The organism is Sphingomonas sp. M1A8_2b (assembly GCF_053345535.1).
In genome coordinates this window covers 305037-331961 of sequence record NZ_JBKFAH010000004.1, presented here as the reverse complement: position 1 = coordinate 331961, position 26925 = coordinate 305037, and the positions used below count along the sequence as shown (strand labels likewise).

The 26925-nt window shown below is 65.6% G+C and carries 21 protein-coding genes and 1 tRNA gene; 10 read left to right on the top strand and 12 right to left on the bottom strand.

Annotated elements, in window-relative coordinates; genetic code table 11:
- The first annotated feature begins 42 nt into the window (after positions 1–42).
- The 6 genes from ACLBWL_RS16750 (at position 43) to ACLBWL_RS16725 (ending at position 6846) form a co-directional block, all read left to right on the top strand.
- Complete coding sequence (locus tag ACLBWL_RS16750) at positions 43–1260, top strand: endo-1,4-beta-xylanase (RefSeq protein WP_447794918.1); 1218 nt, start codon at positions 43–45, stop codon at positions 1258–1260.
- Positions 1257–3329, top strand: a complete 2073-nt coding sequence (locus tag ACLBWL_RS16745; RefSeq protein WP_447794916.1) for a GDSL-type esterase/lipase family protein — start codon at positions 1257–1259, stop codon at positions 3327–3329. Before ACLBWL_RS16750 ends, ACLBWL_RS16745 begins: the two co-directional genes overlap by 4 nt.
- A 38-nt stretch (positions 3330–3367) precedes the next feature.
- Positions 3368–3664, top strand: a complete 297-nt coding sequence (locus ACLBWL_RS16740) for a putative quinol monooxygenase (protein ID WP_447794914.1) — start codon at positions 3368–3370, stop codon at positions 3662–3664.
- Positions 3665–3753: 89 nt separating this feature from the next.
- On the top strand, positions 3754–5043 hold the full coding sequence (locus ACLBWL_RS16735; protein ID WP_447795052.1) for a glutamate-5-semialdehyde dehydrogenase: 1290 nt from the start codon (positions 3754–3756) through the stop codon (positions 5041–5043).
- 129 nt (positions 5044–5172) lie between these two features.
- Positions 5173–5946, top strand: coding sequence for an SDR family NAD(P)-dependent oxidoreductase (locus ACLBWL_RS16730; RefSeq protein ID WP_447794912.1), 774 nt, complete (start codon positions 5173–5175; stop codon positions 5944–5946).
- Positions 5947–5949: 3 nt separating this feature from the next.
- A complete protein-coding gene (locus ACLBWL_RS16725) occupies positions 5950–6846 on the top strand; it encodes a glycosidase (RefSeq protein WP_447794910.1) in 897 nt (298 codons plus the stop codon).
- 3 nt (positions 6847–6849) lie between these two features.
- On the opposite strand, the gene ACLBWL_RS16720 is transcribed toward ACLBWL_RS16725, so the two are convergent.
- The 5 genes from ACLBWL_RS16720 to ACLBWL_RS16700 form a co-directional block, all read right to left on the bottom strand.
- Positions 6850–7194 (bottom strand): thiol-disulfide oxidoreductase DCC family protein, encoded by a 345-nt coding sequence (locus ACLBWL_RS16720; protein ID WP_447794908.1) that lies wholly within the window; start codon positions 7192–7194, stop codon positions 6850–6852.
- On the bottom strand, positions 7191–7745 hold the full coding sequence (locus ACLBWL_RS16715; RefSeq protein WP_447794906.1) for a TspO/MBR family protein: 555 nt from the start codon (positions 7743–7745) through the stop codon (positions 7191–7193). Before ACLBWL_RS16715 ends, ACLBWL_RS16720 begins: the two co-directional genes overlap by 4 nt.
- A complete protein-coding gene (locus ACLBWL_RS16710; RefSeq protein WP_447794904.1) occupies positions 7742–7987 on the bottom strand; it encodes a glutaredoxin domain-containing protein in 246 nt (81 codons plus the stop codon). The genes ACLBWL_RS16715 and ACLBWL_RS16710 overlap by 4 nt, the downstream gene beginning before the upstream one ends.
- A gap of 14 nt (positions 7988–8001) precedes the next feature.
- Positions 8002–9009 (bottom strand): zinc-dependent alcohol dehydrogenase family protein, encoded by a 1008-nt coding sequence (locus tag ACLBWL_RS16705; protein ID WP_447794902.1) that lies wholly within the window; start codon positions 9007–9009, stop codon positions 8002–8004.
- Positions 9010–9149: 140 nt separating this feature from the next.
- A complete protein-coding gene (locus ACLBWL_RS16700; protein WP_447794900.1) occupies positions 9150–12290 on the bottom strand; it encodes a TonB-dependent receptor domain-containing protein in 3141 nt (1046 codons plus the stop codon).
- Between the two features lie 202 nt (positions 12291–12492).
- On the opposite strand from ACLBWL_RS16700, the gene ACLBWL_RS16695 reads away from it, so the two are divergent.
- A complete protein-coding gene (locus ACLBWL_RS16695) occupies positions 12493–13515 on the top strand; it encodes a N(4)-(beta-N-acetylglucosaminyl)-L-asparaginase (protein ID WP_447794898.1) in 1023 nt (340 codons plus the stop codon).
- 147 nt (positions 13516–13662) lie between these two features.
- On the opposite strand, the gene ACLBWL_RS16690 is transcribed toward ACLBWL_RS16695, so the two are convergent.
- From ACLBWL_RS16690 to ACLBWL_RS16670, 5 genes are read right to left on the bottom strand one after another with little or no spacing between them, the layout of a single operon-like run.
- On the bottom strand, positions 13663–15447 hold the full coding sequence (locus ACLBWL_RS16690; protein WP_447794897.1) for a DUF885 domain-containing protein: 1785 nt from the start codon (positions 15445–15447) through the stop codon (positions 13663–13665).
- Between the two features lie 13 nt (positions 15448–15460).
- Complete coding sequence (locus tag ACLBWL_RS16685) at positions 15461–17581, bottom strand: prolyl oligopeptidase family serine peptidase (RefSeq protein ID WP_447794895.1); 2121 nt, start codon at positions 17579–17581, stop codon at positions 15461–15463.
- Positions 17582–17609: 28 nt separating this feature from the next.
- Complete coding sequence (locus tag ACLBWL_RS16680) at positions 17610–18602, bottom strand: DUF2891 domain-containing protein (protein WP_447794893.1); 993 nt, start codon at positions 18600–18602, stop codon at positions 17610–17612.
- A 31-nt stretch (positions 18603–18633) separates the two neighbouring features.
- Positions 18634–19041, bottom strand: a complete 408-nt coding sequence (locus tag ACLBWL_RS16675; protein WP_447795050.1) for a YybH family protein — start codon at positions 19039–19041, stop codon at positions 18634–18636.
- Between the two features lie 11 nt (positions 19042–19052).
- On the bottom strand, positions 19053–20726 hold the full coding sequence (locus ACLBWL_RS16670; protein WP_447794891.1) for a putative bifunctional diguanylate cyclase/phosphodiesterase: 1674 nt from the start codon (positions 20724–20726) through the stop codon (positions 19053–19055).
- 136 nt (positions 20727–20862) lie between these two features.
- Between ACLBWL_RS16670 and moaA the strand changes: the two genes are divergently transcribed.
- From moaA to ACLBWL_RS16655, 3 genes are all read left to right on the top strand, one after another.
- Positions 20863–21876, top strand: a complete 1014-nt coding sequence (gene moaA, locus ACLBWL_RS16665; RefSeq protein WP_447794889.1) for a GTP 3',8-cyclase MoaA — start codon at positions 20863–20865, stop codon at positions 21874–21876.
- Entirely contained in the window at positions 21873–22652 is a 780-nt protein-coding gene (locus ACLBWL_RS16660) for an NAD kinase (RefSeq protein ID WP_447794888.1), read from the top strand. The genes moaA and ACLBWL_RS16660 overlap by 4 nt, the downstream gene beginning before the upstream one ends.
- Before the next feature lie 101 nt (positions 22653–22753).
- Positions 22754–22828: transfer RNA gene (locus ACLBWL_RS16655), tRNA-Asn, on the top strand.
- Positions 22829–22957: 129 nt separating this feature from the next.
- Here the strand turns inward: ACLBWL_RS16655 and ACLBWL_RS16650 are convergent.
- Positions 22958–23776: a response regulator gene (locus ACLBWL_RS16650; RefSeq protein WP_447794886.1), complete on the bottom strand. Its 819-nt coding sequence runs from the start codon at positions 23774–23776 to the stop codon at positions 22958–22960.
- A 150-nt stretch (positions 23777–23926) separates the two neighbouring features.
- Entirely contained in the window at positions 23927–26764 is a 2838-nt protein-coding gene (locus tag ACLBWL_RS16645) for a TonB-dependent receptor (protein ID WP_447794884.1), read from the bottom strand.
- Positions 26765–26925 lie beyond the last annotated feature (161 nt).

Genomic DNA, 26925 nt, shown 5'->3' with positions numbered 1-26925 from the left:
GCACGCGGATAACCACGTCACTCGAAGGAAAGCGTCAAAGCGATGAGCAATAAGCAGGGTTCGCAGAAGATCACGCGACGGCACGGGCTGGCGATGCTGGGCGGCCTTGCGGTGTCGACCTATGCCGGTGCCGCGGTACCGTTCCAGGGTGCCGGATCGCCGCGGTCGAGCGGACTTCAGGCGATCGCGGCGACTAAGAATATGCGCCTGGGATCGTGTTTCGGCTGGAGCCCGCCGGGCGCCGATCGCGGATCGTTCGCCAACCCTGCCTATGCCGCGCTGCTGACCCGCGATTGCGGGCTGTTGGTGCCCGAAAACGAGATGAAGTGGCGCGCGATCCGGCCGACCGCGACCAGCTTCGACTTCGCGCACATGGACGCGATGATGGCATGGGCGACCGCGCACGCATTGCCGGTACGCGGCCATAATCTGCTCTGGCATCAACCCAAATGGATGCCGCGCTGGGAGGAAACGCACGACTTCGGCGCGAATCCGGCGCGGGCGGCGGCGCAGATGCTCGTCGAGCACATCACCACCGTCTGCCAGCGCTACGGCACCCGGATCGGCAGCTACGATGTGGTCAACGAAGCGGTGACGCCGGCGGATGGAAGCCTGTACCAGACCGCACTGTCGCGCGCGCTCGGCAGCCCGGAAGCGACGCTGGATCTGGCGTTTCACACCGCACGTGACGCAGCGCCTCACGCACAACTCGTGTACAACGACTATATGAGCTGGGAGCCCGGCAACGCGAACCACCGTGCGGGCGTGCTCAAGCTGCTCGAGGGTTTCAGGCGGCGCAACGTGCCGGTCGATGCGCTCGGCGTACAATCGCATATCGTCACGCAGGGTATCGATACGCGCAACGTCATCGCCGCACTCGAGGGCGATTGGCGGCGCTTTCTCGATGCGGTGACGACGATGGGCTACGATCTGGTGATCACCGAACTGGACGTCCGCGACAATCGGTTGCCGGCCGCTATCCCGATGCGCGATCAGGCGGTGGCCGACTATACGCGCGGCTATCTCGACCTCATGTTCGCCTATCCCTCGGTGCGCGACGTGATGCTGTGGGGGATGACCGATCGCTACAGCTGGATCGAAGGGTTCGAGCCGCGTGTCGACAAGGCGCGTCGTCGCCCCTGCCCCTATGACGCGGCGTTCGTCGCCAAGCCGATGCGCGCCGCGATCGCCGCAGCCCTCGCCGCGGCGCCCGCGCGCACGCCTCGCCACGATGCACCGACCGTGAGGACCGATCGATGAGCCGCTGGGCAACCGCAATTCTGGCCGGCGTCCTGATGGTCGCGAGCGCCGACGCCCGCGATACCGTCCCGCGCGCGCATTCGAACGCGGCCGACGCGCACTGGATCGCCAGCTGGGGATCGTCGCAGATGATCGCGGACGGCGACAACGCGCTGCCCGCCGATCGTGCGGCGGCGGTCACGCTACGGCAGGTGATCCGGCTTTCGGCAGGCGGCGATCGGGTTCGCGTGCGGCTGTCCAACGCGTTTGGGACGCAGCCGCTCGCGATCGGTTCGGCCCGGATCGCGCGCACGACTGCACCCGCCACGCCCCAGGTCGGCGGCGGCCTCGTCTTGACGTTCGCCGGACAGCCGGGGGCGGTCATTCCGGCTGGCGCCGAACTGTATTCCGATCCCATCGCGATGCCGGTCGCGCCCGGCGCTGATCTTGCCGTCAGCCTGTATCTGCCCGAAGCCGCCGTCCCGCAGACCGGCCACCCCGGCGCCCGCGCGTTCAGCTACACGCTGGCCGGCGATCACGTCGCCGATCCGGGTTTTGCCGGTGCGCGCCAGACGACGCACTGGTATGCACTCGCCGATCTCGAAGTATCCGGTGCCGAGACCGTCGGCACGATCGTGGCGATCGGCGATTCGATCACCGACGGCTACGGCGTGAAGCCCAACCACAACACGCGGTGGACCGACCGTCTCGCCGAACGGCTCCGCGACACCGCGGCGACGCGCGGGATCGGCGTCGTCAATGCCGGGATCGGCGGCAATCGCATCCTGCTCGACGGGCTCGGTCCCAATCTGATGGCGCGCTTCGACCGCGATGTCGTCGCGCGCAGCGGCGTGCGCTGGGCGATCCTGATCGAAGGGGTCAACGACCTCGGCGTGCTCACCCGAGAGGCGCCTGCCACCCCTGCGCAACATGCGGCGATCGTGGCGCAGGTCACCGCTGGCTACACGCAACTCGTGGCGCGGGCGCATGCGCACGGCATCCGGATGATCGGCGGCACGATCACGCCGTTCGGGGGCAACGACTATTACCACCCTGGCCCCGCCACCGAAGCCGACCGTCAGGCGATCAACGCCTTCATCCGCACCTCCGGACTGTTCGACGCGGTCATCGATTTCGACCGCGTGATGCGCGACCCCGCGCATCCGGACCGGCTGAACCCGGCGTATGATTCGGGCGATCATCTCCATCCATCCGAAGCGGGGTATCGCACAATGGGCGAGGCGGTACCGCTGGCTCTGTTCGCCAAGCCGTCGCGCCAGGTGATCGGCGCGGCTGCCACGGTACCCGTTGCCGGTACCGCAGAGACGCGTCCGGCGATCGCGATCACCTTCGACGATATCCCGGCGCATGGTCCGCTGGCGCCCGGACAGACCCGCGTCGACGTGATCCGCGGCATCACCGCCGCGCTCGCAGCCGCGCATGCCCCGGCCTTCGGTTTCATGAATGCAGGCTTCGGACTCGACACGCCGGCGGACTCCGCGAAGGCGATCGCGGCATGGCGCGCCGCAGGGCTGCCGCTCGGCAACCACACCTATTCCCACGGCGATCTGGCTAAGGTCGGTGCTACCGCATTCCTCGCCGATGTCGTCCGCAACGAAGCCCCGCTCGTGCGCGCCGCCAAGGGCACCGACTGGCACTGGTTCCGCTATCCATTCCTGTCCGAAGGCAAGACCTCCGCGGAACACGACGCCGTCCGCGCCGCATTGCGGGCGCGCGGCTACCGTATCGCTGCCGTCACGATGAGCTTTGACGATTACAGCTGGAACCCGCCCTACGCGGCCGCAGCTGCCAAGCACGACACGGCGGGGATCACGACGCTAGAAACCAGCTACCTCGCCGCGGCGCGCTCGGCAGCGCTGGCATCGCGTGCGCGGGCCATGTCGCAGGTCGGGCATGACATACCGTATGTGCTGCTGATGCACGTCGGTAGTTTCGATGCCCGGATGCTGCCCCGGCTGCTCGACCTCTATACGTCGATGGGATTTCGCTTCGTCACGCTACCGCAAGCGGAGGCCGACCCATATTACGCCGATACCGGTGCGACGGCGGCGGTTGCTTCGCATCGGTGAAGGGGGCACGGCGGCCAACGCAAACACAGGAGAGAGAGATGACCGTAAAAATCGTCGCGCTGGTTTCCGTCCTGCCGGGCAAGGAAGAGGCGTTCATCGCCGCCGCAAAAATATGCGTCGCGGCGTCGCGGGCCGAACCGGGCGTGCTGCACTACGAGCTCTGGCGTGAAACCGAGGGCGAACGGTGCTTCGTATTCAACGAGCTTTATGCCGACGATGCCGCCGTCCAGCAGCACATGGCTTCCGACCATTTCAAGGCGCTCGGTATGGCCGCCCGCGATCTCGCTGCGGGACGCCCGACGATCATCATGACCAATCCCGTCGATATCGACTGAAGCAGCCGCGATTGCACTGCGAAGGATAGCGACGGTAAGAGGTCGGCGGGTCGCAAGCCCGCCGACCGGAAAGAGTGTCGATGACCGTGATGGATCTGATCCCCGCCCGCGCCGCGAGCGTAGCCGCTCCCGGTACGGCCGCCGAACTGGTGACCAAGATGGGTAAGAACGCCCGCAGCGCCGCGCGACTGCTCGCCGTCAGCGATGGCGACGTGCGGAACCACGCCTTGCGCGCCGCCGCCGCTGCACTTCGCGACACGAGGCAGGCGCTGCTCGAAGCCAATGCTGCGGATGTCGCGAGCGTCGCCGACAGCAAGCCCGAATCGTTTCTCGATCGATTACGCCTCGACGCGGAACGGATCGAAGCGATGGCGCAAGCGCTCGACGATATCGCCGCGCTACCCGACCCCGTCGGTCGCGAGCTGGCCCGGTTCACCCGGCCGAACGGGCTGGAGATTACGCGCGTCGCCGTGCCGATCGGCGTGATCGCGATGATCTACGAATCGCGCCCCAATGTCGGGGCCGATGCAAGCGGCCTCTGCATCAAATCGGGCAATGCGATCATCCTGCGCGGTGGATCCGAAAGCCACCGCTCCACCGCCGCGATCGTTGCGTGCATGCAGGCCGGGCTCAGGGCCGCCGGGCTCCCCGAAACCGCGGTGCAGACCGTCGACACGCCCGACCGCCAGGTCGTCGGCGAACTGCTGCGGGCAGTCGACCATATCGACCTCGCCATCCCGCGCGGCGGCCGTGGCCTGGTCGAACTGGTCCAACGCGAGGCGCGCGTCCCGACCCTGCTCCATCTCGACGGCAATTGTCACAGCTATGTCCACGCCGAGGCCGACGTCGCCGAAGCGGTCGCGATCATCCGCAACGCCAAGCTGCGCCGCACCGGCGTGTGTGGCGCCACCGAAAGCATCGTCGTCGATCGTGCGATCGCCGGCGCGCTGCTCCCCGCCTTGGTCGATGCGATGCCTGATTGCGAACTGCGCGGCGACGCCGAAGCGGTCGCGATCGAACCCCGCCTCGTGACGGCCGATGCCGACGACTGGGATACCGAATATCTCGACGCGATCGCTTCCATCAAGATCGTCGACGGGCTCGAGGCCGGTATCGCCTTCGTCGCCGCGCACTCGTCGGGCCATACCGACGCGATCCTCACCCGCGACGCCGCCACCGCGCGCAGGTTCATGCTGGCGATCGACAGCGCGGTGGTTATGCACAACGCCTCGACGCAGTTTTCCGATGGCGGCGAGTTCGGCATGGGCGCCGAGATCGGCATCGCCACCGGCAAGATGCACGCCCGCGGCCCGGTCGGCGTCGAGCAGCTGACGAGCTACAAATATCTCGTCCAGGGGACCGGCCAAATCCGCCCCTGATCCTGCCGTTTCGAACGGCGTACCATGACGAAGATGTCATCGTATACAGACGCATCCTTGGTATCGATCGCGCGTTGCACCTCCGAAATGACGCCCCCTCAGCCGTCATACTGCACGGAGAACGATACGATGAGCCTGTTCGACGATCAGGTGGTCATTGTCACCGGGGGCGAGTCCGGGATCGGCGCTGCCTGTGCCAAGACCCTGGGTGAATCCGGCGCGCGCGTCGTCATAACCTATTTCAAGGATGCCGACGCGGCGCATGCCGTCTGCGCCGCGATCGGGGGCGAGGATCGCGCGATCGCGGTTCAGACCGATGTCGGTGACGAGACGGCGATCAAGCGGCTGTTCGCGCAGGCGGAATCGACCTTCGGCACGGTCAGCCTGCTGGTCAATTCGGCCGGGCTCAACATGAGCGGCGTGATGCTGGCCGACATGGAACTGGCGCAGTTCGACCGTGTGATCCGCTCCGATCTCTACGGTCCGTTCCTGACCTGCCGGCAGTTGGTGCGCGGGCTCGAAGCGAAAGGCGCCAAGGGTCGGATCGTCAACATCTCGTCGATCCACGAACGCGCACCCCGCCCCGGCGGTGTAGACTACGATTCGGCAAAGGGTGGCCTGGCACAGCTCACCGCGACCCTCGCGCTCGAACTGGCGCCCAAGGGCATCGCCGTGAACGGCGTGGCACCAGGCATGATCCTCACCCCGATGAACCAGTCCGCGCTCGACCACCCGCAGGAACTGGCGGCGAAGGAGGCGGCGATTCCATGGAAGCGCGCCGGCCGCCCCGACGAGGTCGCGGCACTGGTCGCGTTCCTGCTATCACCGGCTGCGGACTATATCACCGGCACGACCGTCACGATCGATGGCGCGCTGTCGCTCACCGTCGCACAGGGCGCCTGACCGATGATCACCTATACGGTCGAACAGCTCGATACGGTCGCCATCTCCGCTGGCTCGGTGATCGACGGCATGGACCTGATGAGTCCCTTCGTGTGGAAGGAAGGCAATCTCCACCGGATCATGGTGCGCGGCGTCCCCTATCCGCTCGGACCGCATGATCCGACCGGGGTGATCGCCCGCGGTGAAAGCCGCGATGGCCTGACCTTCACGATGGATCCGGGCCTCGCGATCGTACCCGGCCCCGGCGCCGAGGATCTCGGCGGGTGCGAGGACCCGACCGTCCTCGTGACCCCGAACAACGAATATCTGGTCTATTACACCGGCGTCGATGCGGCCCGATCGCAGGGTTGCATGATATTGGCAGCCGGGCTCGACCTCACCGCGCTGACCAAACAGGATTTGGTCCTGAAAGCCCCGCCTGGCGAGGGCAACATCAAGGAGGCGACGCTCGCACAGACCGATGCGGGCGACTGGCGGTTGTTTTACGAATATGCCGCAGATGGTGCGTCGCGGATCGGCATGGCGTCCGGACCGACCGCAAAAGGGCCGTGGACCGTGCAGCCCGACCCGTTCGACATCCGCGACGACAGTTGGGACAATTGGCATCTGTCGACCGGGCCGATGTGGCAGGCACCGGGCGAAGATCCGGTGATGTTCTACAATGGTGCGACGCACGACGCCCGCTGGCGGATCGGCTGGATCAGTTTCACCCCCGACTTCGCGCGCGTGACCGGGCGTGGGATCGAGCCGTTGCTGCTACCACCCCCCGCCGTAAGCCGCGACGCCACCGATATCGCCTTCGCCGCCTCCACAGTCGCACATGGCGACCAGATCGCCCTATATTATTCGCTGGAAGACCGGATGCTGCGCCGGGCGCTGATCGCCAGATACGCGCGCTAAGGGTTAGCGCGCCAAAGCCTGAAGTCTCGGGCGGACGCGGAGGAACCCTCGATACGTCCGCTCCAGCACCGCCAACACCACCCGGTTGCGGGCAGCTAAGCCAAGCGGGCGAAGCAGCGGAATGGCGCGCCACATCGCGGCGAAGGCCGCGGCGCCCGAGAGCATGCGGCCATCTTCCGAGGCGTGAAACCGAGCCAGCAACGCGTCGCGGTCGGTTGGGCATGTGGTTCCGGGGTCGCTCGCATCGACGAACTCGATCGCGCCACGACGATCGAGCCGCCGCATCAACGCGATCTCGCGCCGACACAAGGGGCATGACCCGTCATGCCAGACGGTCAGTTTCGTCATACCGACGACCCGCTCTTATCGTTGTTCCGCACCGAGATGCGTGCCGCCAATAGCGTAGCAAAGCCGAGCCAAGCCACGAACGGCACGCCCAACACCGCCGCCGGACGATCGACCTTGGCGGCGGTCGCGATATAGGCCGAGCCGCTGACGATCATCGCGCCCGACGCGATCGCGCCGGCTTCCAGATCGCGCTTGCGAAAAAATATCTCGGTCCAGGCGCCGATCATCCCGGTGTTCAACAGCCAGAGTCCGACCGCGGCGTTGCGGGTCCGATCGGAAGGCTGACGGAGCAACCGATAGCCACCGACAGCCAGCCCGGTTTCGAGCACCGGCCAAACTGCGCCGAACACCGCGTCGGGCGGGGTGAAGCTCGGTTTGTCGAGCCGCTTGTACCATCGGCGGATGCGCGGGTGGGATGGATCTGGCGCATTGCGTCGACCGAGCATCGCGCTGAACCCGAGCACGGTCGCGACGATCGCCACCGCCGCGGGACGCGACAGACCGGTAGTCGTTGGTGCGCGTTCACCGCTAATATCGATGATTTGCGTCATGATGCCAGATACCGCTCGAGATCGTCGCTGCCGCCGATCCGCTCGCCATCGATGAACACCTGCGGTGTAGTTGAAACGCCGTGTTCGCCCTTGAACGCATCGACATCCTCGCGCGACCGCAGGATCCGGTCGTCGACATCGAAGCCGTTATCCTCCAGCATCGCCTTCGCCCGCACGCCGAACGGGCAGGTGTGATCCGGCAGGATCATCCGGTACAGAATCGCGAGCTTCGCATCGGCCATATGAATTATCCTCTTTACCACTCGATCCCGATTTTTCCGAAATGCCCGCCACTCTGTTCGAACGCAAACGCCTCGGCGAGATCGTCCAGAGCGAAGCGGCGATCGATCACGGGGCGAATTCCGGTTGCCTCCAGCGCCCGGACGAAGTCCTGCTGCTCGCGCCGGCTGCCGACGATCAGCCCCTGGAGCCGCGCCTGCTTGCTCATCAGCGCCGCGGTCGGCACCTCGCCACCGATTCCCGTCAGGACACCGATCAACGAGATATGCCCGCCGACCCTGACCGCATCGATCGACTGCGCCAGCGTACCGGGTCCGCCGACCTCGACGACATGGTCGACCCCGCGCCCGCCGGTCCAGTCCGCGATCTTACGCCCCCACCCGGGCTCGCCACCATAGTTCACCGTGAAGTCGGCCCCCAGGTCGCGGGCGCGCGCGAGCTTGTCGTCGGACGACGACGTGATCGCCACGGTCGCCCCCATCGCCTTGGCGATCTGCAATGCCCAGATCGACACGCCACCGGTGCCAAGCAGGAGCACGGTGTCCCCCGCCTTGAGCTTGCCGTCGACCACCAGCGCACGCCAGGCGGTGAGGCCCGCGGTGGTGATCGAGGCGGCCTCGACGGAATCATAGCCCTCGGGCGCCTTGGTGAACGCGGTGGCCGGCAGCACGACATGGGTCTGGGCGAACCCGTCGATGCCATCGCCGGGCGTGCGGCTGAAATCGCCGATTATGGGCGTGCCGTCCTGCCAGTCAGGGAAGAAACACGACACGACGTGATCGCCGACCGCAAATTCGGTCACCCCCTTGCCGACGCTTTCGACCACGCCCGCGCCATCGGACAACGGCACGCGGCCATCCTCGGTCGGCATCCGACCGAGCGCGACGCCGAGATCGTGAAAATTGAGCGAACTCCCGTGTAGCGCGACCCGGATCGCACCCGGCGGTGGCGCCCCCGGATCGTCCCGCTCGGCGATCACGAGATTGTCCAGTCCGGCCGGGGATCGCAGCGTCATGATCTTCATATCGGTTCCTTCGACCTCCCAACGCGCCGACCGACCGAACCGACCCCAGATTTTCACGCGAGTATGCGTATCCGATCACAGGGGCACAAAAAAAAGGGCCCGCCATCGCTGGCGAGCCCTCAGGTCGGGGAGAAGAGGGATCAGAACTTGATCGTCGTACCGATCGCAATGTTGCGGCCGAGCGAATCGTAGCGCTGCGGGATCGTGTTGGTCCGCGCGAGCGCGACGTTGTACGAGTCCGGGACGATCGGCGGGTTCTTGTCGAACAGGTTGTTCGCGATCAGACGCAGCGAAAACTGCTTGGCGATCGCGAAGTTGAGCGCGAGATCGAAATAGCTCTGCGGCGCGACCCGGTAGTAGCTGGTCCGGGCGCGATCGGGAGTGCCGCCGATCGCCGCGTCGCCCGAATTGTCGGCGTTGGTCAGCGATCCGACATAGCGCCAGTTGAACGAAGCACTGAAGCCCCGGCCGACCGTCGTGTAGGTCGCGCGCAGACCGTGCGACCATTTCGGGATCAGCTGGCCGCAACCATTGCCGTAATAGCCCGCGCAATTGCGCTGCGGCTGGACCGGCGAGTCCTGGCCGCCCGCAAACGTCGTCAGCGATCCGTTGAAGTTCCAGTCGATCTTGCCGACCGTATCAAGATCCATCGTGTACTGCGCCTGGAAATCATACCCGCGCGCAATCGAGGTGTAGTAGTTGGTAGTGCCCTGGCGAATGAAACCCGTCGTCGGGTTGGTGCTTGCGTCCGAGTACAGCGTGCCGGTGCCAGGATTGCGGACGATGCCCTGACAGAAGAACGCGTCGCCGTTCGAACGCTGACAGCCATCGGTGTAATAGCTGTAGTCGTTGTACCCGAGCGAGTCGTTGATCTTGATCCGGTAACGATCGATCGAGAAGACCAGCCCGCGAACGAACCGCGGCTTCACGATCAGGCCGTAGGTCTGCGTATACGCGGTTTCCGGGTTGGCGGTGTATCCACCCGAGCGGACGGTGCACGCGGCCGAGCCGTTCGGGGTCGTTCCGTTGCTGCAGAGCAGGGTCTGGCTGCCGTAGAGCGCGTCGGACAGTCCGGTTGCCCGGCATACCTCACGCGACGCGACCGGCGCGCCGTAGGTCACGCCGTTGGGCCCATTGGTCACGGTCGGCGCACAGAAATCGTTGAAGCTGCCTGACCCGCCGGATGCGAAGTCGACGTTCGTCGCCTGGCGGATTTCCGTGACCGTCGGCGCGCGCTGCGCCTTGTTGAACGAGGCGCGGAACGTCAGATCGCTGACCGGGGCGTAGATGCCCTCGACCTTCCAAGTATTGAAGGTGTCCGGATTGCTGCTGTACTTCGACAGGCGATAGCCACCGTTGACTTGCAGCAGATCGGCAAACCGCTTGTGCTCGACCAGCGGGGCCTGAATTTCGGCGTTCGCTTCCCAGACGTCCTGCTTCAGATAGCTGTCGGTGCCGCCGAGGGCACCGCGATACGCCGCGTCGGCGGTCGATTTCAGCGTGTCCTTGCGGTATTCGGTCCCGAGCGCAATCGCCACGCCCTGCTCGGCGAACGGCGAGGTAATGCCGTATTTGCCGAGGTCGCCGGTGACGTTGGCCTGTACGTCGTACAGCGTGCCGGTGGTGACAGCGGTGCCCGTGTTGAACAGGTAATTGATCAGTGCGGGGTTGGTGTTGCCGGCGCTGAACGCGTCGAACGGAACGCAGGCGGCATCGGTCGTCGTGGCGCAGGTCGGTGCGGCGAGCGTGCCGCCAACGTTGATCGCGTTCTGCAACCGCGTCGAATCGACGAAGCTCGGCGTGTAGTCCTGATGGTTGCGTGCATAGACGCCGCCGACGTCATAGGTCCACGCGCTACCGACCTTGCCGCGGATACCGGCGGTGAAACGGGCGCCGGTATTCACATAGGTATCCGCCTGATCGTTGTTCCCGCCAAGACGATAGGCGAGATTGATCGGCGCGGTCGCGGCGGTGCCGGCGGCCGCACCGCAGATCGCGGTGGCCTGCGTGCCCGACAGGAACGGGTTGTTGCAATTGACCTGAACGGTGCCGCCCGCGATCGCTGGATAGTTATTATATGACTTATCGCGGAACCAGATCCCCGAGCCGTACAGCTCGGCGTTGGGCGAAATGTCGAGGCTGACGAAGCCGCCCGCGTTGAGGCGCTCCGAGGGACGCTGATAGGCGTAATTGCTGAAATAGTTCGAGGCGTTGCCGGCGCCCGCACCGAACGGCACGAAGGTGCGCGAACCGTTGGGATTGTTGACGTATTGCGCGTTCGCGTTGGCGCCGCTGAGCGGGGTGACGAGACCGCTGGTCGAGCTGCTCGGCGTCAGACCGCACGAGAGCGGCGCGTTCAGGCTGGTCTGCGTCAGATAGCAGCCGGTGTTCGACCGATCCGACAGCAAGATCGGGTCTGTGTGCTTGTAGTTCACGAACCCGGAAATCCGCAGCTTGCCGTCGAACAGCTTCTTCCCGGCGGTGAGCGTCAGGTCGGCACGGCCGCCGTCGTTGGTCAGGCCACGAATGCTGTTGAAGCCTGCGGCACGTGCCAGCGGCGACACCACCGTGTCCTTGTTGTTGTGGTTGTAGAAATTATAGTTGCCGTCGAGCTGGATGCCTTCGAAATCCTTCTTGAGGATGAAGTTGACCACGCCCGCGACCGCATCCGAGCCATACACCGACGAGGCACCGCCGGTCAGCACGTCGACACGCTCGAGCAGAGAGGCCGGGATGATGCCAACGTCCTGGCCGTTCTGCGTGCCGATGCGCTTGCCGTCGATCAGAACCAGCGTACGTTCGAACCCGAGGCTGCGCAGCTTGATGCGCTGGCGACCATCCGAGTCGTTATAGGTCTGCTGGCTGTCCGGCGCGACCTGCGGCAGGCGGTTCAACACGTCCTCGACATTGACCGCAGCCTGCGCGCGAATGTCCTGCGAGGTGACCGAGGTGATAGGCGCCGCCGACGTCGAGTTCGGCCGCTGGATGCGCGATCCGGTGACGACAATCGACTCGTTTGCGCCACTATCGGCGTTGGCGGGAGCCACTGCGGTGGTCGCGTCGGCCTGCACCTTGGCTTGTGCTGGGGTGTTGGCGCCGGCCTCGGCGGGGGCCTGAACCGGGGCTTGTGCCGTAGCCTCTGCCGGAGCTGGCGTTGCCTCAGCCGGAACTCGCGGCGGGGTCACCGGGCCGGCCGCTGCGTCCTGCGCGAGCACCGGCGTTGCCCAGATCATGAGCGAGCCCACGAGTGCGACGCGCGATACCGAATGACTGAAATTCATATCCTACCCCTAATGACCGACGCGCCGTAACGCCCGCGCAGTTCCTGTCCGGCACGCTTGATCAGATAAATGGTTCCGTCAATACCTATGCAATACCTTTATGGAACATTCACGATGAAATGTTGCAAAAGCGTGTCACCTCTTGGCGGATCGGCATACCCTGCGTAGCATGCCGTCCAATCGCCCGATGGAGGATCGACCGTTGACGACAAGGCGCTCATTGCTCGCGGGTCTCGGGACCTGCGGAACTCTATCGTTGGCCGCAACCTACGCACAGGCGGCAGGCGTCGCCGCTCCCGAAGGCACGTCCGGGGGCACGGGCGCAATGATCGTCTCGACCTGGGATTTCGGCGCGGCGGCGAACGCTGCTGCGTTTGCGAAACTCAGGTCGGGCGGCACGCTTATCGACGCGGTCGAGGCCGGGGCAATGGTACCTGAGGCGGATCCGACCAACCACAGCGTCGGCTATTCGGGCTATCCGGACCGTGATGGCCACGTCACGTTGGACGCGGTCATCATGGACGACGCGGGTGGGGTCGGCGCGGTCGCCGCGCTGGAGAATACGATCCACGCAATCTCGGTGGCGCGACGGGTCATGGAACGGACCCCCCACACGTTTCTGGTCGGCGAGGGCGCGACGCGGTTTGCGCGCGATCAGGGCTTTCCCCAGCAATCCCTGCTGACTCCGGAGTCCGAGAAGGCCTGGCGCGACTGGCTCAAGACCGCGAAATACCAGCCCGAAGCCAACAGCGAGAACCGTACGCGTACACCCGGTGGTGCGCTCGACCACGACACGATCGGCCTGCTCGCACGGACCGGCGAGGGTCGACTCGCCGGCGCCTGCACGACCTCGGGAATGGCGTTCAAGATGCGCGGCCGCGTCGGCGATTCACCGCAGGTCGGTTCGGGTCTCTATGTCGAAGCCGGCATCGGCGGTGCGACCTCGACCGGGCTGGGCGAGGAAGTCACGCGGGTGGCGGGTTCGGCGCGCGTCGTCGCATCGATGCGGTCTGGCGCCTCTCCGCAAAAAGCCTGCGAGGAGGTGGTTCGTCACATCGCCCATCTGCGCGGCGACGCCATTCGTGGCGTACAGGTTGGCTTCCTGGCGCTCGATCCAAAGGGCAATGTCGGCGCATTCTGCCTGCTGCCGGGCTTCACCTACGCCGTCACCGACGCGCACGGCGTGACCAAGGTTCTCAAGGCTGCGTCGCTGTTTCAGGCCTGACACGGGATCGACACCCGCTGCCGACGACGGCGGACCATACCAATTAAAACACGAAAGCACCTTTTAAAACCACGACATTCATGTTCGACCATGAACCGGGGCATGGCGGCCCCGGTTTACAAGGAGATCATGGGCTGGTGCAGTCGCTTACCCGATCGGTAAATCGAACAGCAGTTCGCGGACGTAACGCACCGGTGGCGACCCGTGGTTCAGTAACGCATCGTTGTAGCGCTTCAGATCAAACCCCGCCCCCTGCCGCTTTTTGGCTTCCTCACGCAGTGCCATGTGTTCCGAATAGCCGGTGAAATAGCTCAGCAGCTGGGTGGAGCCGAGCGACGCGCGGACCCATTTGCCCGCCGCCTCGCGCTCCTGCTGGAACGCGGTGTGGGTCATCAGCTGCATCGCCTGCTCGCGCGTCATGCCCTCGGTATGAATGCCGATGTCGAGCAACGAGTTCGAGATCGAGCGCAGCCGCATCTTCAGCACAGTCAGCTTGAACAGTGGATCGCCGTTCATGAAGCCCTCGTCCGCCATCATCCCCTCGGCATAGACCGCCCAGCCCTCGATGAACGGCCCCGAACCGAGCACCGCACGCAGCGTCGACTGCGTGGCGTTGGCGTGCGCGAGTTGCAGGAAATGCCCCGGCATCGCCTCATGCACCGCCAGGTCGTGGATCATGTAGTCGTTATATTCGCTGAGGAACGACGTCGCTTGCGCCTCGGTCCAGTCGCCAGGAACCGGCGACACCGCGAAGAACGTGCCCAGCCCCTTCTCAAGCGGCCCCGGTGAATCGCAATAGGCGACTGCGACGCCCTGCTGAAACTTAGGCATCGTGATGATCTTCACCGGACCGTCGGGCATGCCGACCAGTCCCTTGTCGCGGACGAAGGCCGTCGCCTGCGCCAAGGCCTTAGTCGAGGCGTCGATCATGCCGTCGCGCGCGGGGCGCTTGGCGTAGGTGAGTTCGAGCGCAAGCTGGATCGCGGCCTGTTGCTGCGCCTCCGACGGCTTGTCAGGGAGCAGCAGGGCGCTTGGCTTGGCACCGAGCACCTGGCGGGCGATCGCGTACATCTGCGCGCGCGTATCGACGATCGCGGCCTCGGCCCGGCGCTTGATCTCCGCTCGCGTGAGGTCGGATTGCAGCGCAAACTTGAGCTTTGTGTCGTACAGTGCCGCGCCGAGCCGGAAATCGCCCTTCGCCGCCGGGACGAGCGTCTTGTCGAGCCACAGCTGATGCTCGGCGACCGCGATCTTCAGCTTGGCGAGTGCCGCGTCGAACCGCTTGGCATCCGCCGCTGATAGCTCGCCACGATGTGGCGCGAGCATGCTCTCGGCGATATCGACGATGCCGCTGTTCTGCTTGGCCACCGTCGTCGCATAGATCGACGGCACGCGCGCCGGTATCAGGTTCGCGCGCGCCTGCGCGAGCAGCGCGGGCATCGCCTCCATCCGCGCGGTCGCCCCGTTCAGCCGCTGCGGCCACGGCGCGAAATCACGCGCGGCGAGCGAATAGAGCGAGCTGCCGGCGATGTCGTTATAGACCTGCGGATCCCACGCCCAGCCGCCAAGCGTCTCGGTATCCCAGATGTCGTAGCGCAGCGCATTGTCGAGCAAGGCCGCATCGACCTGCTCCTCGCGCGACAGCGTCTTGCGATCGATCCGCTGGAGATCCGCCAGCATCGTCTTCGAAAACGCCTCGCGCTTGGCGCGCCCGGCCGCCGACATGTCGGTGACCTGCGTGTCGTACCGGTGATCGCCGAGCCCGGTCGCCGACGACGGGTTGAGCCGCGCGAGGCCGTCGACGTAGCGCTTCGAAAGCGCGGCGAACGACGACGTCTCTCGTGCCTGGGCCGCAGCGACGGGCGCTGGAATCAACGAGACGGGAAGCGCCAGGATCGCAGCGCCGAATAGAAGGCGGAAATTACGCATCATGAATTCCTGACGATCAGCGCTGGGGACCAGAACCGAGTTGGCTGTTGAGATAGACGGTCACGAGCGCGGCGCGCTTGGCGTCCTCGATCCGGTCGGCGCCGGCCGCGTGGCCGCCTTCGGGGTTCTCGTAATAGAAGAACGGGTCGTCGTACGCTTCCAGCCGCGCCGCGAACTTTCGCGCATGGCCGGGGTGGACGCGGTCGTCTTCGGTCGAGGTATAGATGAACGGGACAGGGTATTTCACGCCGCGCTTCAGATTCTGGTAGGGCGAATATTTGGAGATGAACGCCCAGTCCGCCGGTTTGTCGGGATCGCCATATTCACCCATCCACGACGCGCCCGCTGACAGATGCGAATATTTCTGCATGTCGAGCAACGGCGATCCCATCACGATCGCACCGTACAGGTCGGGTCGCTGCTCCATCGCGACACCGACCAGCAGGCCGCCGTTCGACCGGCCCGACACCGCGATCTTCCGTTTGGCACTGACACCCGTCCGCACCAAGTCGTCGCCGACCGCGTGGAGATCGTCATACGCCTTTTGCCGGTTCTCGCGCAGCGTCGCCTGATGCCAGCGCGGCCCGTATTCGCCGCCGCCGCGAATGTTGGCGAGCACGAACGCGTTGCCTTCCTCGACCCAGAACAGCCCGGCCGGGCCCGAGCGATAGGGCTGGTCGACCAGATAGGTCGGCGTCTGCGCGTTGCGGAACCCGCCATAGGCGTGGACCAGCGCTGGGACGGGCACCGCCGCTGAACCTGGCGCGCCCTTTTTCCGCACCAGGAAATACGGGATCTTGGCGCCGTCCTTCGACGTCGCGAACCGCTGTTCGACCTGCATCGTTGAGGCGTCGAATCGCGCCGGCAGCGTATCGACGGCGGTCGGCTTCGCAGTCGGACGAACCGCGTAGAGTGCGGGCGGGCTGAGGAATCCTTCGACCATCGCGAACGCCAGATCATCCTTGCCGGCGGTCGCCTCCAGATGGATCGTCGACGCGGTCGGCAACGCCGCGACGCTCTGCGTCCAAACGCCATCCGGGCCGCGCGTCAGCGATACCAGCCGCCCCGACACGTCGTCGAGCATCTTCACCCACAGCACCGACTTGCTCGAACCGACCTGTTCTACGGCCAGGGTCGACGTCGGCACCAGCACCCGCTCGATGGTCGGCGACCGCCCCGCCAACACGTCGGCGATCGAATAGGCCACCACCGCCCCAGCCGGAATGCCACGCCAGTCGGATGCAAGCGTCGCGATCAACCGCCCGTCGAGCACCGCGTCGATCACCACATCGTCGGGCAGCGGCGTCGGTACGAGCCGGCCATCGCCAGCAACATGACTGCGCTTCGAATGGAAGAAGTCGGTATCGCGGGACACCAGCGGATACCGGCGATCGCCCTCGGTAAACACCGCGACATTGATCCCGACATCGCTCGGCGCCGCGCTTGCGATCTCGGTCGCGGCGGTCAGCGGCGTGCCCCGGCGCCACAGCTTGGCGGTCCGCGGCAGGCCCGACGTGGTGAGGCTGTCCGGTCCGAAATCGGTCGCGAGATACAGCGCATCCGGCCCGGCCCAATTCACCCCGGACTTGAACATCGGCACCACGAAGCCATCGGCGACGAACTTGCCCGAGGGGATATCGAACTCACGCTCGACCACCGCGTCGCCGCCGCCGTTCGACAGCGCGACCATGCAGCGATCATACGAGGGGGACCGACAGGTCGCGCCCTTCCAGACCCAGCTCTTGCCCTCCGCCTTGCCCAGCGCATCGACGTCGATCAACGTCCGCCACACTGGCTTGCCGCTGGTGAACGACGCCAGCGACGCGACGCGCCACAACCCGCGCGGATTCGCCTTGTCCTGCCAGAGGTTCACGACCTGATCGCCCAGGATCTGGTCCGGCGTGGCGATCTGCCGCGCGTCCTGCAACAGGTCGAGCGCGCGCTGGCGATACGCTGCATAACCCGGCTTCGCCTCGAGCGCCGCGAGCGACCGCGTGTTCCACCGCTTGACGGTCTCCAGAGCCCGCGCACCGTGAATGTCCTCTAGATAGGCGTTCGGATCGGCGACCGGCGCTTGGGCGAGCGCACTGGCGGAAACGGCGAGCAGGGTAAGAAGCGGCAGGCGAAGGTGCATCATCACTCTTTCTTCGTTCGGTTACCCGACCTTAGGCACGATCACCCTCCAGCGCGAGCAGTGCAAATGTCGCCAGCCAATGCTCGCCCATGTAATCGTCCGCGAGGTGCGGCAGCGCCGCCTCCAGATGCACGTCGGCGATCGCCAGCGCCTTGGTAGGATCGGGCATGGCGGCGGCCAACGCCCGCCAGCACCACGCACGCGCCAGGTTCAGCCCATCGAGATGCGCCAGCCGACCATCGGACCGATCGCTGACGACGGCGGGGGTTCGCAGACACGTCGTCGCCGCGCCGAACGGGTCGGGCATGAACGCCGCCAGCCAGTCGCTGAAATCCTCGGCGAGCACCGCCTGCATCAGCACCGCCTCGCACAATGTCGCCGACAGGAAGTCTTCGCCGCTTGGTTCGAATGGCCGACAATCATTATCGCCGCCAAACCAGTCGCGCGCGCGCGCTTCGATCAGCGTGGCGAGCGCGGCGTCGTGCGTCCTCGCCCAGCGGAGCGCGTGGACAAGCGCGAACGCGGTGCAGTCATGCTTGCCGCTCCGCACCGGATAGATCAGCTTCGACAGATATGCCGCAAACCGCGCGGCAAAAGCCCGCGCGAGCGGCTCGACCGCCGCCGCCCACGGTCGATCGGGCCGCAGCGCGAGTTCGTCATGCAGCGCGAGCAGCCAGCCCCAGCCATAAGGCCGCTCGAAACTCCCAGTTGACGGTCGGTCGAGATATGCGACCTCACCCGCGACCAAAGCCGGCACCAGCATCTGGTCCGCCAACGCCTCGACCTTGGCGGCTTCCGCCATGTCGGGGTAAAGTCGTGCGAGCCGCATCACTTGCCACCAGCCATGCACGCAGCTGTGCCAGTCGAAGCTGCCGTGGAAGACGGGATGGAGCGTCTTCGGCAACGCCAGATCACCCGGGCCTGTCAGCACCTGATCCAGCTTGTACGGCCATTCGCGCGTCAGATGCCCCAGCGTCAGCGCGGCAAACCGCGCCGCGGTCGTGCGATCGAGCGTTTTCGTCATGTCGTCGTCCTGTCGATGTGCGAACCCGACGTCAGCTGCTGTGGTCCGCGATGATCTGCCAGGCTGCACCGCGCCGCTCGAAGACCAAGGTCGTCATCCCGCTCTCCGTCGTCGACGGTCCGGTCAGCGTCCAGCGCGCGAACAGCATCGCATGACGCGGGTCCAGTCCGCGCATCTCTAGGAACGCGAACGACAACGTGCCGCGCGCATTGCCGATGCCGCGAAAGCTCGGCCGGTATTTGGCCGATATCGCCGCCTTGCCGCGCAACAGCCCCTTGGGCGTCACGAACACCGCGTCGTCGGCATACACCGCCATGAACCGCGCGAGATCGCCCGCATTCCAGCCTAGTGCGCTGGCCTCCATCGCCTGCCGGATCGCGGTCTCGGCCGGTACGGGTGCTGGCGCAGCAGCGACGGTCATCATCGCGATCGGTATCATCACGCCGCGCATCATTCGCTCCCCATCAAGTCGAGCAGCGCCGCCTCGTCGACCGGCTCGGAAAACAAGAAGCCCTGGTACAGGCCGCAACCGCCCGCCGCGAGCAGTTCGAGCTGCGACGACGTTTCCACACCCTCGGCGATCACCGCGAGGCCGAGCGACCGCGCCATCGTGATCGCCCCCGCGACGACCACGCGGTCGCGCGCCGATCCATCGATATCGCGGACCAGCGACTTGTCGATCTTGACGTAATCCAGCGGCAGCGACTTGAGGTAGGCGAGGCTGGAATACCCCGTACCGAAATCGTCGATCGCGACGCGGCATCCCGCCCCGCGCAATTCCGCCAACAGCCCCGATGCCGCCGCCAGATCCTCGATCAGTCCGGTTTCGGTGATCTCGACCGTCAGCCGTCCGCGCGGGAACCCGCTGGCGTCGACCCTGGCGAGAAACAGCGCTGCGAACCCGGGCCGCGTGATATCCGCGGCAGTCAGGTTCAGCGACACGCGCAACGCTCCCAGCGCCTCGGGCCATGCCACCGCACGCGCCAGCACGAGCCGCTGGATATGATCGGACAGTGCGATCCCCAGATCGGCGCGGTCAGCGGCATCGAACAGCGTGTCGGCGCCTAGAGGCCCCAGCGTGGGATGTCGCCAGCGCGCCAACGCCTCGACCCCGGTGATCTTCCCGCTCGCGATCTCGACCTGCGGCTGCCAGCGCAGATCGATCTCGTCGCGTTCGATCGCATGGTGCAGGTCGATCGCCAGCGCATCGATCGGCGCGACGCCATCGGGCAGCGCGACATGGAGCACGGATCCGTCGCTCACCTTGGCCTCGGCCAACGCCTCGCTCGCCCGGCGCAGCAACGCCGCCGCGTCGTCGCCGGGTTGGCGCTGCGCCACGCCGAACCGGCAGCCGAGCACCGCACGCGTCTCCGCCACCCGGAACGGGCGCGCGAGCGCGGCGTCGAGCGCCGTGATCGCCGCGGTCACCGCCGCCCCCGACGCCTCGAGCACCAGAGCGAACTCCGAGCCCCCGAGCCGGGCGACCATCGAATCAACACCGATCGCCGCGTGCGCAATCGTCTCGGTCCGCCGCACCGCTGTCTCGATCAGCGCGTCGACTGCGGGGCGGCCATGCGCTGCATTGACGATATCGAGCCGCGACAACGACACAAGCACCACCGCGACCGGGCAATCGCCCGCGATCCGCGCGATGATCCAGCGGCGCACGTCGCCGGTTTCGCGGTCGTAGAGCGACGCACCGGGGATCTTGCGCCGGTCGACCGCACTGCCCGCCGTGCGGACCGCGTGACGCCCGGCGAAGCGCAGCGCCTGGATCAACTCGCTGTCGCTGGCCGGACTGGTCAGAAACTGCGTCGCCCCCGCATCGAAGAACTCGCCGATCGCCTCCACGTCGCCGCGCGACACCAGCACCAGCAGCGCCGCACCGTTGGTGGCGACCAACCCGCCAAGCGCAAGCGTCGCCGCCACCCCCTCGTCGAGCGCACCGCGCGCGTCGATCAACGCCACCGCTGCGCCACTCGCGAGAAAGCGGCTTTCGATCGCGACCGCGTCGCTCGTCACCGCCGCATGCCAGTCCCCGCCGGCGCCTGCGCCCGCCAGAATCCTCGCAATCTCATCGCGTTGACGGAACGATACCGCGAACAGCGTCGTTGCCGTCTGCATGTCTTCCATATCCGTCGCACCCTGCCCCATCGGTGCGAGCCTAGCTGGCGTATCGCCCCCCGCCAATCCATTTGCCACTCCGATACCGGCCGATCCGGCCTTGTTACCGGCACAGTCAAGTCCTAGCTCTGAAGCGATGACGATCGCGCAAGCCCTAAAGCAGAAGCCGTTGCAGGATACGCACGGCCGCACGATCAAGTATCTCCGGATCTCGGTCACCGATCGCTGCGACTTGCGTTGTCGCTATTGCATGGCGGAACAGATGACGTTCCTGCCCCGCGCCAAGCTGTTAAGCCTCGAAGAGATCGCGATCATCGCCGAACGCTTTATCGCGCGCGGCGTTACCAAGATCCGGCTGTCCGGCGGCGAGCCTCTGGTGCGCCGCGACGTCGCGGAACTTGTCCAGCGCCTCGGTCACAACATCGGGTCGGGTCTCGAAGAGCTGACGATGACCACCAACGGCACGCGGCTGGCGCAGCATGCCAAGGCGATGGTCGACGCCGGCATCCGCCGCGTCAACGTCAGCATGGACAGCCGCGATCCCGAGCGCTTCCGCTATATTACCCGACACGGGGACGTCGCGCAGGTGATCGGTGGCATCTACGCCGCGAGCGATGCCGGCCTCGCGATCAAGATCAACATGGTCGCGCTGAAGGGTTTTAACGAGGACGAGATCGCGCCGATGCTCGCCTGGTGCCGCGACGAGGGGTTCGACCTTTCGCTGATCGAGACGATGCCGCTGGGCGCGATCGATGAGGACCGCACCGACCGCTTCCTGCCGCTCACCAAGGTGTTCGAAGACCTCGGCCAGCGGTTCACGCTCGCCCGCGACTCGCACAAGACGGGCGGCCCAGCGCGCTACTGGAATGTCGATGGCACGCCGACGCGCCTTGGACTGATATCACCACTGACGGCGAACTTCTGCGACGGCTGCAACCGCGTTCGCCTGACCACCGAGGGCAAGCTGTACATGTGCCTTGGCCATGACGACCAGGTCGACCTCAAGGCAGCCTTGCGCGAGGGCGGCACCGCCGGGCTCGACGAGGCGATCGACGCGGGCCTGTTTGCCAAGCCCAAGGCGCACGACTTCCGCATCGGCCAGGGCGAAGGCCCCGCGGTCGCGCGGCATATGAGCGTGACGGGCGGATGAGCCGGTTCGAGCGGCGGGCGCTGGTCGCGTCCACCACCCCGCCCGCTCGGGCTGCCGAGGCCCAGCTTGCCGATCTCGGCGATTGGGTGCCCGTCGACGATGCCGACGTGATCATCGCGCTCGGCGGCGATGGGTTCATGCTTCAGACGCTCCACGCCATGCTGGAGCGCCGCAAGCCGCCCGTACCGGTGTTCGGGATGAACCTCGGCACGGTCGGATTCCTGATGAACGAGTGGCGCCATCATGGCTTGGTCGACCGCCTCGAACGCGCCAAGCCGTTCAAGGTCGTGCCGCTCAGCATGACCGCCGTTGGCATGGACGGCCGCACTCACACGCTGCCGGCGATCAACGAGGTGTCGTTCCTGCGCGAGACCCGCCAGACCGCCAATCTGGAGATCACGGTCAACGACCGCATCGTGCTGCCCGAACTCGCCTGCGACGGTATCCTCGTCGCCACGCCGGCCGGCTCGACTGCATACAATCTTTCGGCGCATGGCCCGATCCTGCCCTTGGGCTCCGGGATGATCGCGCTGACGCCGATCAGTCCGTTCCGCCCGAGACGCTGGCGTGGTGCGATCCTGCCCGACAAGGCGCGGATCGGTGTCCGTGTGCTCGATGCCGGCAAACGTCCGGTCTCGGTGGTCGCCGACCAGCGCGAAATCCGCGACATCGCACGGGTCGACATCTGCATGGACCGCGCGCGCGAACTGACGCTGCTGTTCGATCCCGAGCACGCGCTCGACGATCGCATCACAATGGAGCAGTTCGTCGCCTGACACCGGGTTCGACGTGGCCTTCCGCGCGAAAGTTACGGATATGCGTCGAAACCGGGTTGCATGATCCGGAGGGCCAGTTATAGAGCCGCCCTCGGCAACGATCCCTGATAGCTCAGCGGTAGAGCTCTCGACTGTTAATCGAGTGGCCGTAGGTTCGAATCCTACTCAGGGAGCCACCCCGCCTTGAAAAAGGGCGGTGGTCAGCCGAAATCGAGATTGTCGATTTCGTGCATTTCACGCACGGCGCCACGACAAGCGCGTGGCAGCGTCATCATTCGATTGAGAAACGTCGGACGCGTGCAGGTTCAGCTTCCGATGACGTCCGGCATCAGAATATAGCCGTTGCCCCGGACCGTGCGGATGATCTCGGTCGTGTCGAACGCCTGCAGCTTGCGCCGGAGACGGCTGATATTGACGTCGATCGTACGGCCGCGCGACATGCTTTCTGCCCTGCCCGACTGCGCGATCATGTCGTCGCGCGAGTGAACGCGCTGCGGTTGCGACACGAACACGTTGAGGAGTTGGAATTCGCCATCCGTCAGGCGCACGGCGGTGCCGTCGGGCGTGTGGAGCGTCCGCATCCGGCAGTTCAAAGTCCAGCCGGCGAACGTGTAGGCTTCGACCCGGGCTGGCGTTCGTGTATCGCGTGCCGCGAGATCGGGCGTTGTAGAGGGGGCAGCCGCGCCGCCGCCACGACGACGCAGAACCGATCGTATCCGCGCGAGAATCTCGCGCGGACTGGACGGCTTCGTGACATAATCATCCGCGCCGAGTTCAAGCGCGACCACCCGGTCGACCTCGCCGGCGAGCGCGGAGAACATGATGACGGCCGGCGCGTCGCCGCTCTGCGTGAGTGTCCGCAGCACGGACAGCCCGTCCTCGCCCGGCATCATCATGTCGAGCACGATGAGATCGCACGGATGGCGGCTGAGCAGCGCACGCAGCGCAGCACCGCTCTCCACCGCCTCTGCGCGAAGCCCGTGATCGACCAGGAACTCGGTCAGCAATTCGCGCAGGCCGGGATCGTCGTCGACGATGACGATCCTCGCACTCTCGACGGTATGGTCGTCGCCGTCGCATGGGGCGATCTGGCGCGCGGGAAGATTTTGGTGGTTCGCGATCATGATGCGAACCGTGCATCGCACGTTTGTCCGGGATATTTCCGGATGTGACGCTCATGTTGCGGTGCGGCACGGATGGCAGCACGACCTACCGGTGGCAGGCTGCTGGTGGCCGGAAAGCGCGGGGCGGCAATGCGCCGCCCCGGCTGGTGGCTAGAACTTGAGGTTCGTGCTGACGAAGAACGCCCGACCGTATGGGTCGTAGGTCGAAGGATAGGTGTTCGCCTGTTCCTGGTTGTCGCCCAGGATCGGCGGCTGTTTATTGAAGACGTTATTCACGCCGACCGACCAGGTGAAGCCAGGCTTGACCTCGAACGCCGTGCTCAGGTCGAAATAATGATACGCCTTGATGTGATCGACCGAATACCCGCCGGTGTCGTCGTCGACCGGCGACAGATACCGGTAGAGCACCGAGACGGTGACGGGGCCGGTCGCGAACGTCGTCCGGCTCGACAGGCGCCATTTCGCGTACGGATTGCCACAGGTCGTCCCGAACTTGCCCGCACAGTCGATCTTGAGATCGGGGATCGCGGCGAGCGGGTTGTAGTCGAACGCGATCAGACGCGTGCCGCTGACCCGGAAATCGAGCCGGCTCGTGCCGCTGCCGAACGCACCAAACCCGAGCGGCACCGCATAGCGTGCCTCGAAATCGATACCGCGGGTGGAAACGCCGCCGGTGTTGGCCAGCGTGTTGACCGCGTCGGTGATCGCGTAGCTGTTGGCGTCACGCGGCAACGATGCGCAGTAACTGGTGTTGTACGAAACGTAGTTATTGCCCGCATCGCCATAGCAGGCGCGCAACAGGTTGGTCGTGCCGACGGTCGAGATGTAGTTTGCGATCTTGATCTTGTAATAGTCCGCGGTGAACGAGAAGCGCGGCAGGAACCGCGGCTGAAGGACGATACCCGCGGTGTAGGTGTCCGACGTCTCCTCGCGCAGCGCAGGGTTGCCGCCGTTGACCGTCTGGATCTGCGTGCTGCCGCCGTCATACGCGGTGCCGATCGCCGACGCCGGGACGCCGGTCGCCCGGCAGCTTGCGTTCAGGTTGGTGTTGGTCAGCGCGACCGCAGTCGTGCACGGGTCGGTCGCCGCCGGGAAATCCTGCGACGAGCCGCTGTAGAGATCGTTGACGGTCGGCGCGCGAACCGCGCGCGAATATTGCCCACGGAACGAGATATCGTCGATCAGCGACCACACCGCGCCGCCCGAATAGGTGTTCACCGACTTCGCCGCGGTCGAATAATAGGAATAGCGATACGCGCCGTTCACCTCGAGTTTCTTGATCAGCGGCTTGTCGGCGAGCAGCGGCACCGCGATTTCGGTATAGGCTTCCTTGACGTCGTACCCGCCGCCCAGGCCCTCGCCGGCGTTGAAGCCGACCACGTCGCCCGACGACAGCGAGAAGTCGGGATTGTAGCTGCCGTGCTCGCGGCGATATTCGGTGCCGAACACGATGCCGACGGGACCTGCGCCGAGATCGAACAGGTTGCGGTTCGAGATCGACGCGCTGGCGACCTGTTCGCTGATCGTGCTGGAGTTCTGCACCGGGATCGTGATGAACGCTGCCGCGGCCGAACTGATGTTGCCCGCGCCGAAGATGTTGAGCGGGACGCAGCCGTTGCTGGTATCCGAGCACACCAGGTTGCCGCTGGCGTCGTAGGTCGTGCGGAGCGCCTGAAGGACGCGGCTGCGTGAGACGTTGCCGGTCTGCGTCTCGATCGATTTGGTCCGCGAATAGCTGTAATAGGCGTCGTAGTTCCAGCCGCCGCCGATATCGCCGTTGGCACCGATCACCGCGCGGTAGGCCGAATTATCGAGGCTCGAGACGCGCGCGCCGACCTCGGTCAGGCGGCGATAGATCGTCGAGGTCACATAACCGTCGCCATCGGTGTCCTGGCTCTGCAACAGCGCCCGCGAACTGGCGGACAGAAACGACGAGTCCGCATCGAGCGCGACCGATCCGGTGAACGGCGTCGGCGCGAGCTGGTTCTTTACGCGATTGTTGATGAACTGGCCCTCCGCGTAGACATTGAGCGCCGAGCTGACCTCGTAGTGCGTCTGCGCGCTCAGCAGGAACCGCTCCTGCGGCACCTGAAGATAGTTCGACGGCGCGTAGTTATAGGCGTCGGTCGCTGCATTATAGGCGCTGTAGCTGCCGTCGGTCTCGAACTTGCGGTTGACGCCGCCGATCGCGAACCGCGTGCCCTCGATCGATCCCGAGCCGCCGTTGATCAGCCCGCCCGAACCGTCGTCGACCTTGGCCTGCTGCGAATAATCGCGCGCGGACTGAAGGATGCCGTTGCGCTTGGTGTAGTCGAAATAGATCGTCGCATTACCGCGGCCATCTTCGAAATTACCGCCAAGCAACAGATTGCCGTTGAAGGTGCCGCCATCGCCCGCTTCGTTGATGCGGTAGTTCGCGCCCGCCTGGACGCCGCTGAAATCCTTCTTCATCACGAAGTTGACGACGCCCGAGATCGCATCGGACCCGTAGACCGCCGAGCGACCGCCAGTGACGATGTCGACGCGCTCGATCAGCGCGGCCGGGATCGTGTTGAGATCGACGACCTGATTCGAGTCATAGGCGACGTAGCGGCGGTTGTTGACGAGCACGAGCGTTCGCGTCGAACCCAGCCCGCGCAGATCGGCAGTCGCCACGCCGCCACCGGGATTGTTCGATGCGCCGGTCGTGCTGGGGATCAGCTGCGGCAGGTCCTTCAACACGTTCTCGACGTTGATCTGGCCGGACAGCGCGATCTCCTTCGCGCTCACGACCGAGATCGGCGATGCCTGCTTCAGGCTGTCTCCGCCAAGACGCGATCCGGTCACGACGATCGCTTCGCCGTCTTCCGGCGCAGTCGGAGCGATGGTCGGATCGGTCGATGGGGATGCGGGCACGGCCGCCGGACCGGCAGTCTGCGCCCAAACCGGTGTTGCGAGGCCAAGCAACAGCGTAGACGCCAGAAGGCGCTTGCGAAAATCCAGACGCATGTCGGTACTCCCTGAACCGCAACATCAAGTGCTGCAGTGATTTTTTGCGATAACGGATCGGTTCCGCCGCCTTGGTTTGCGGTCGTCGTCGGGGTTCGACAAGCGCAAACATCGCCGCGAACAGTCATCGAAACGTCATCGTCTAGGGGTGTTGTATGGCC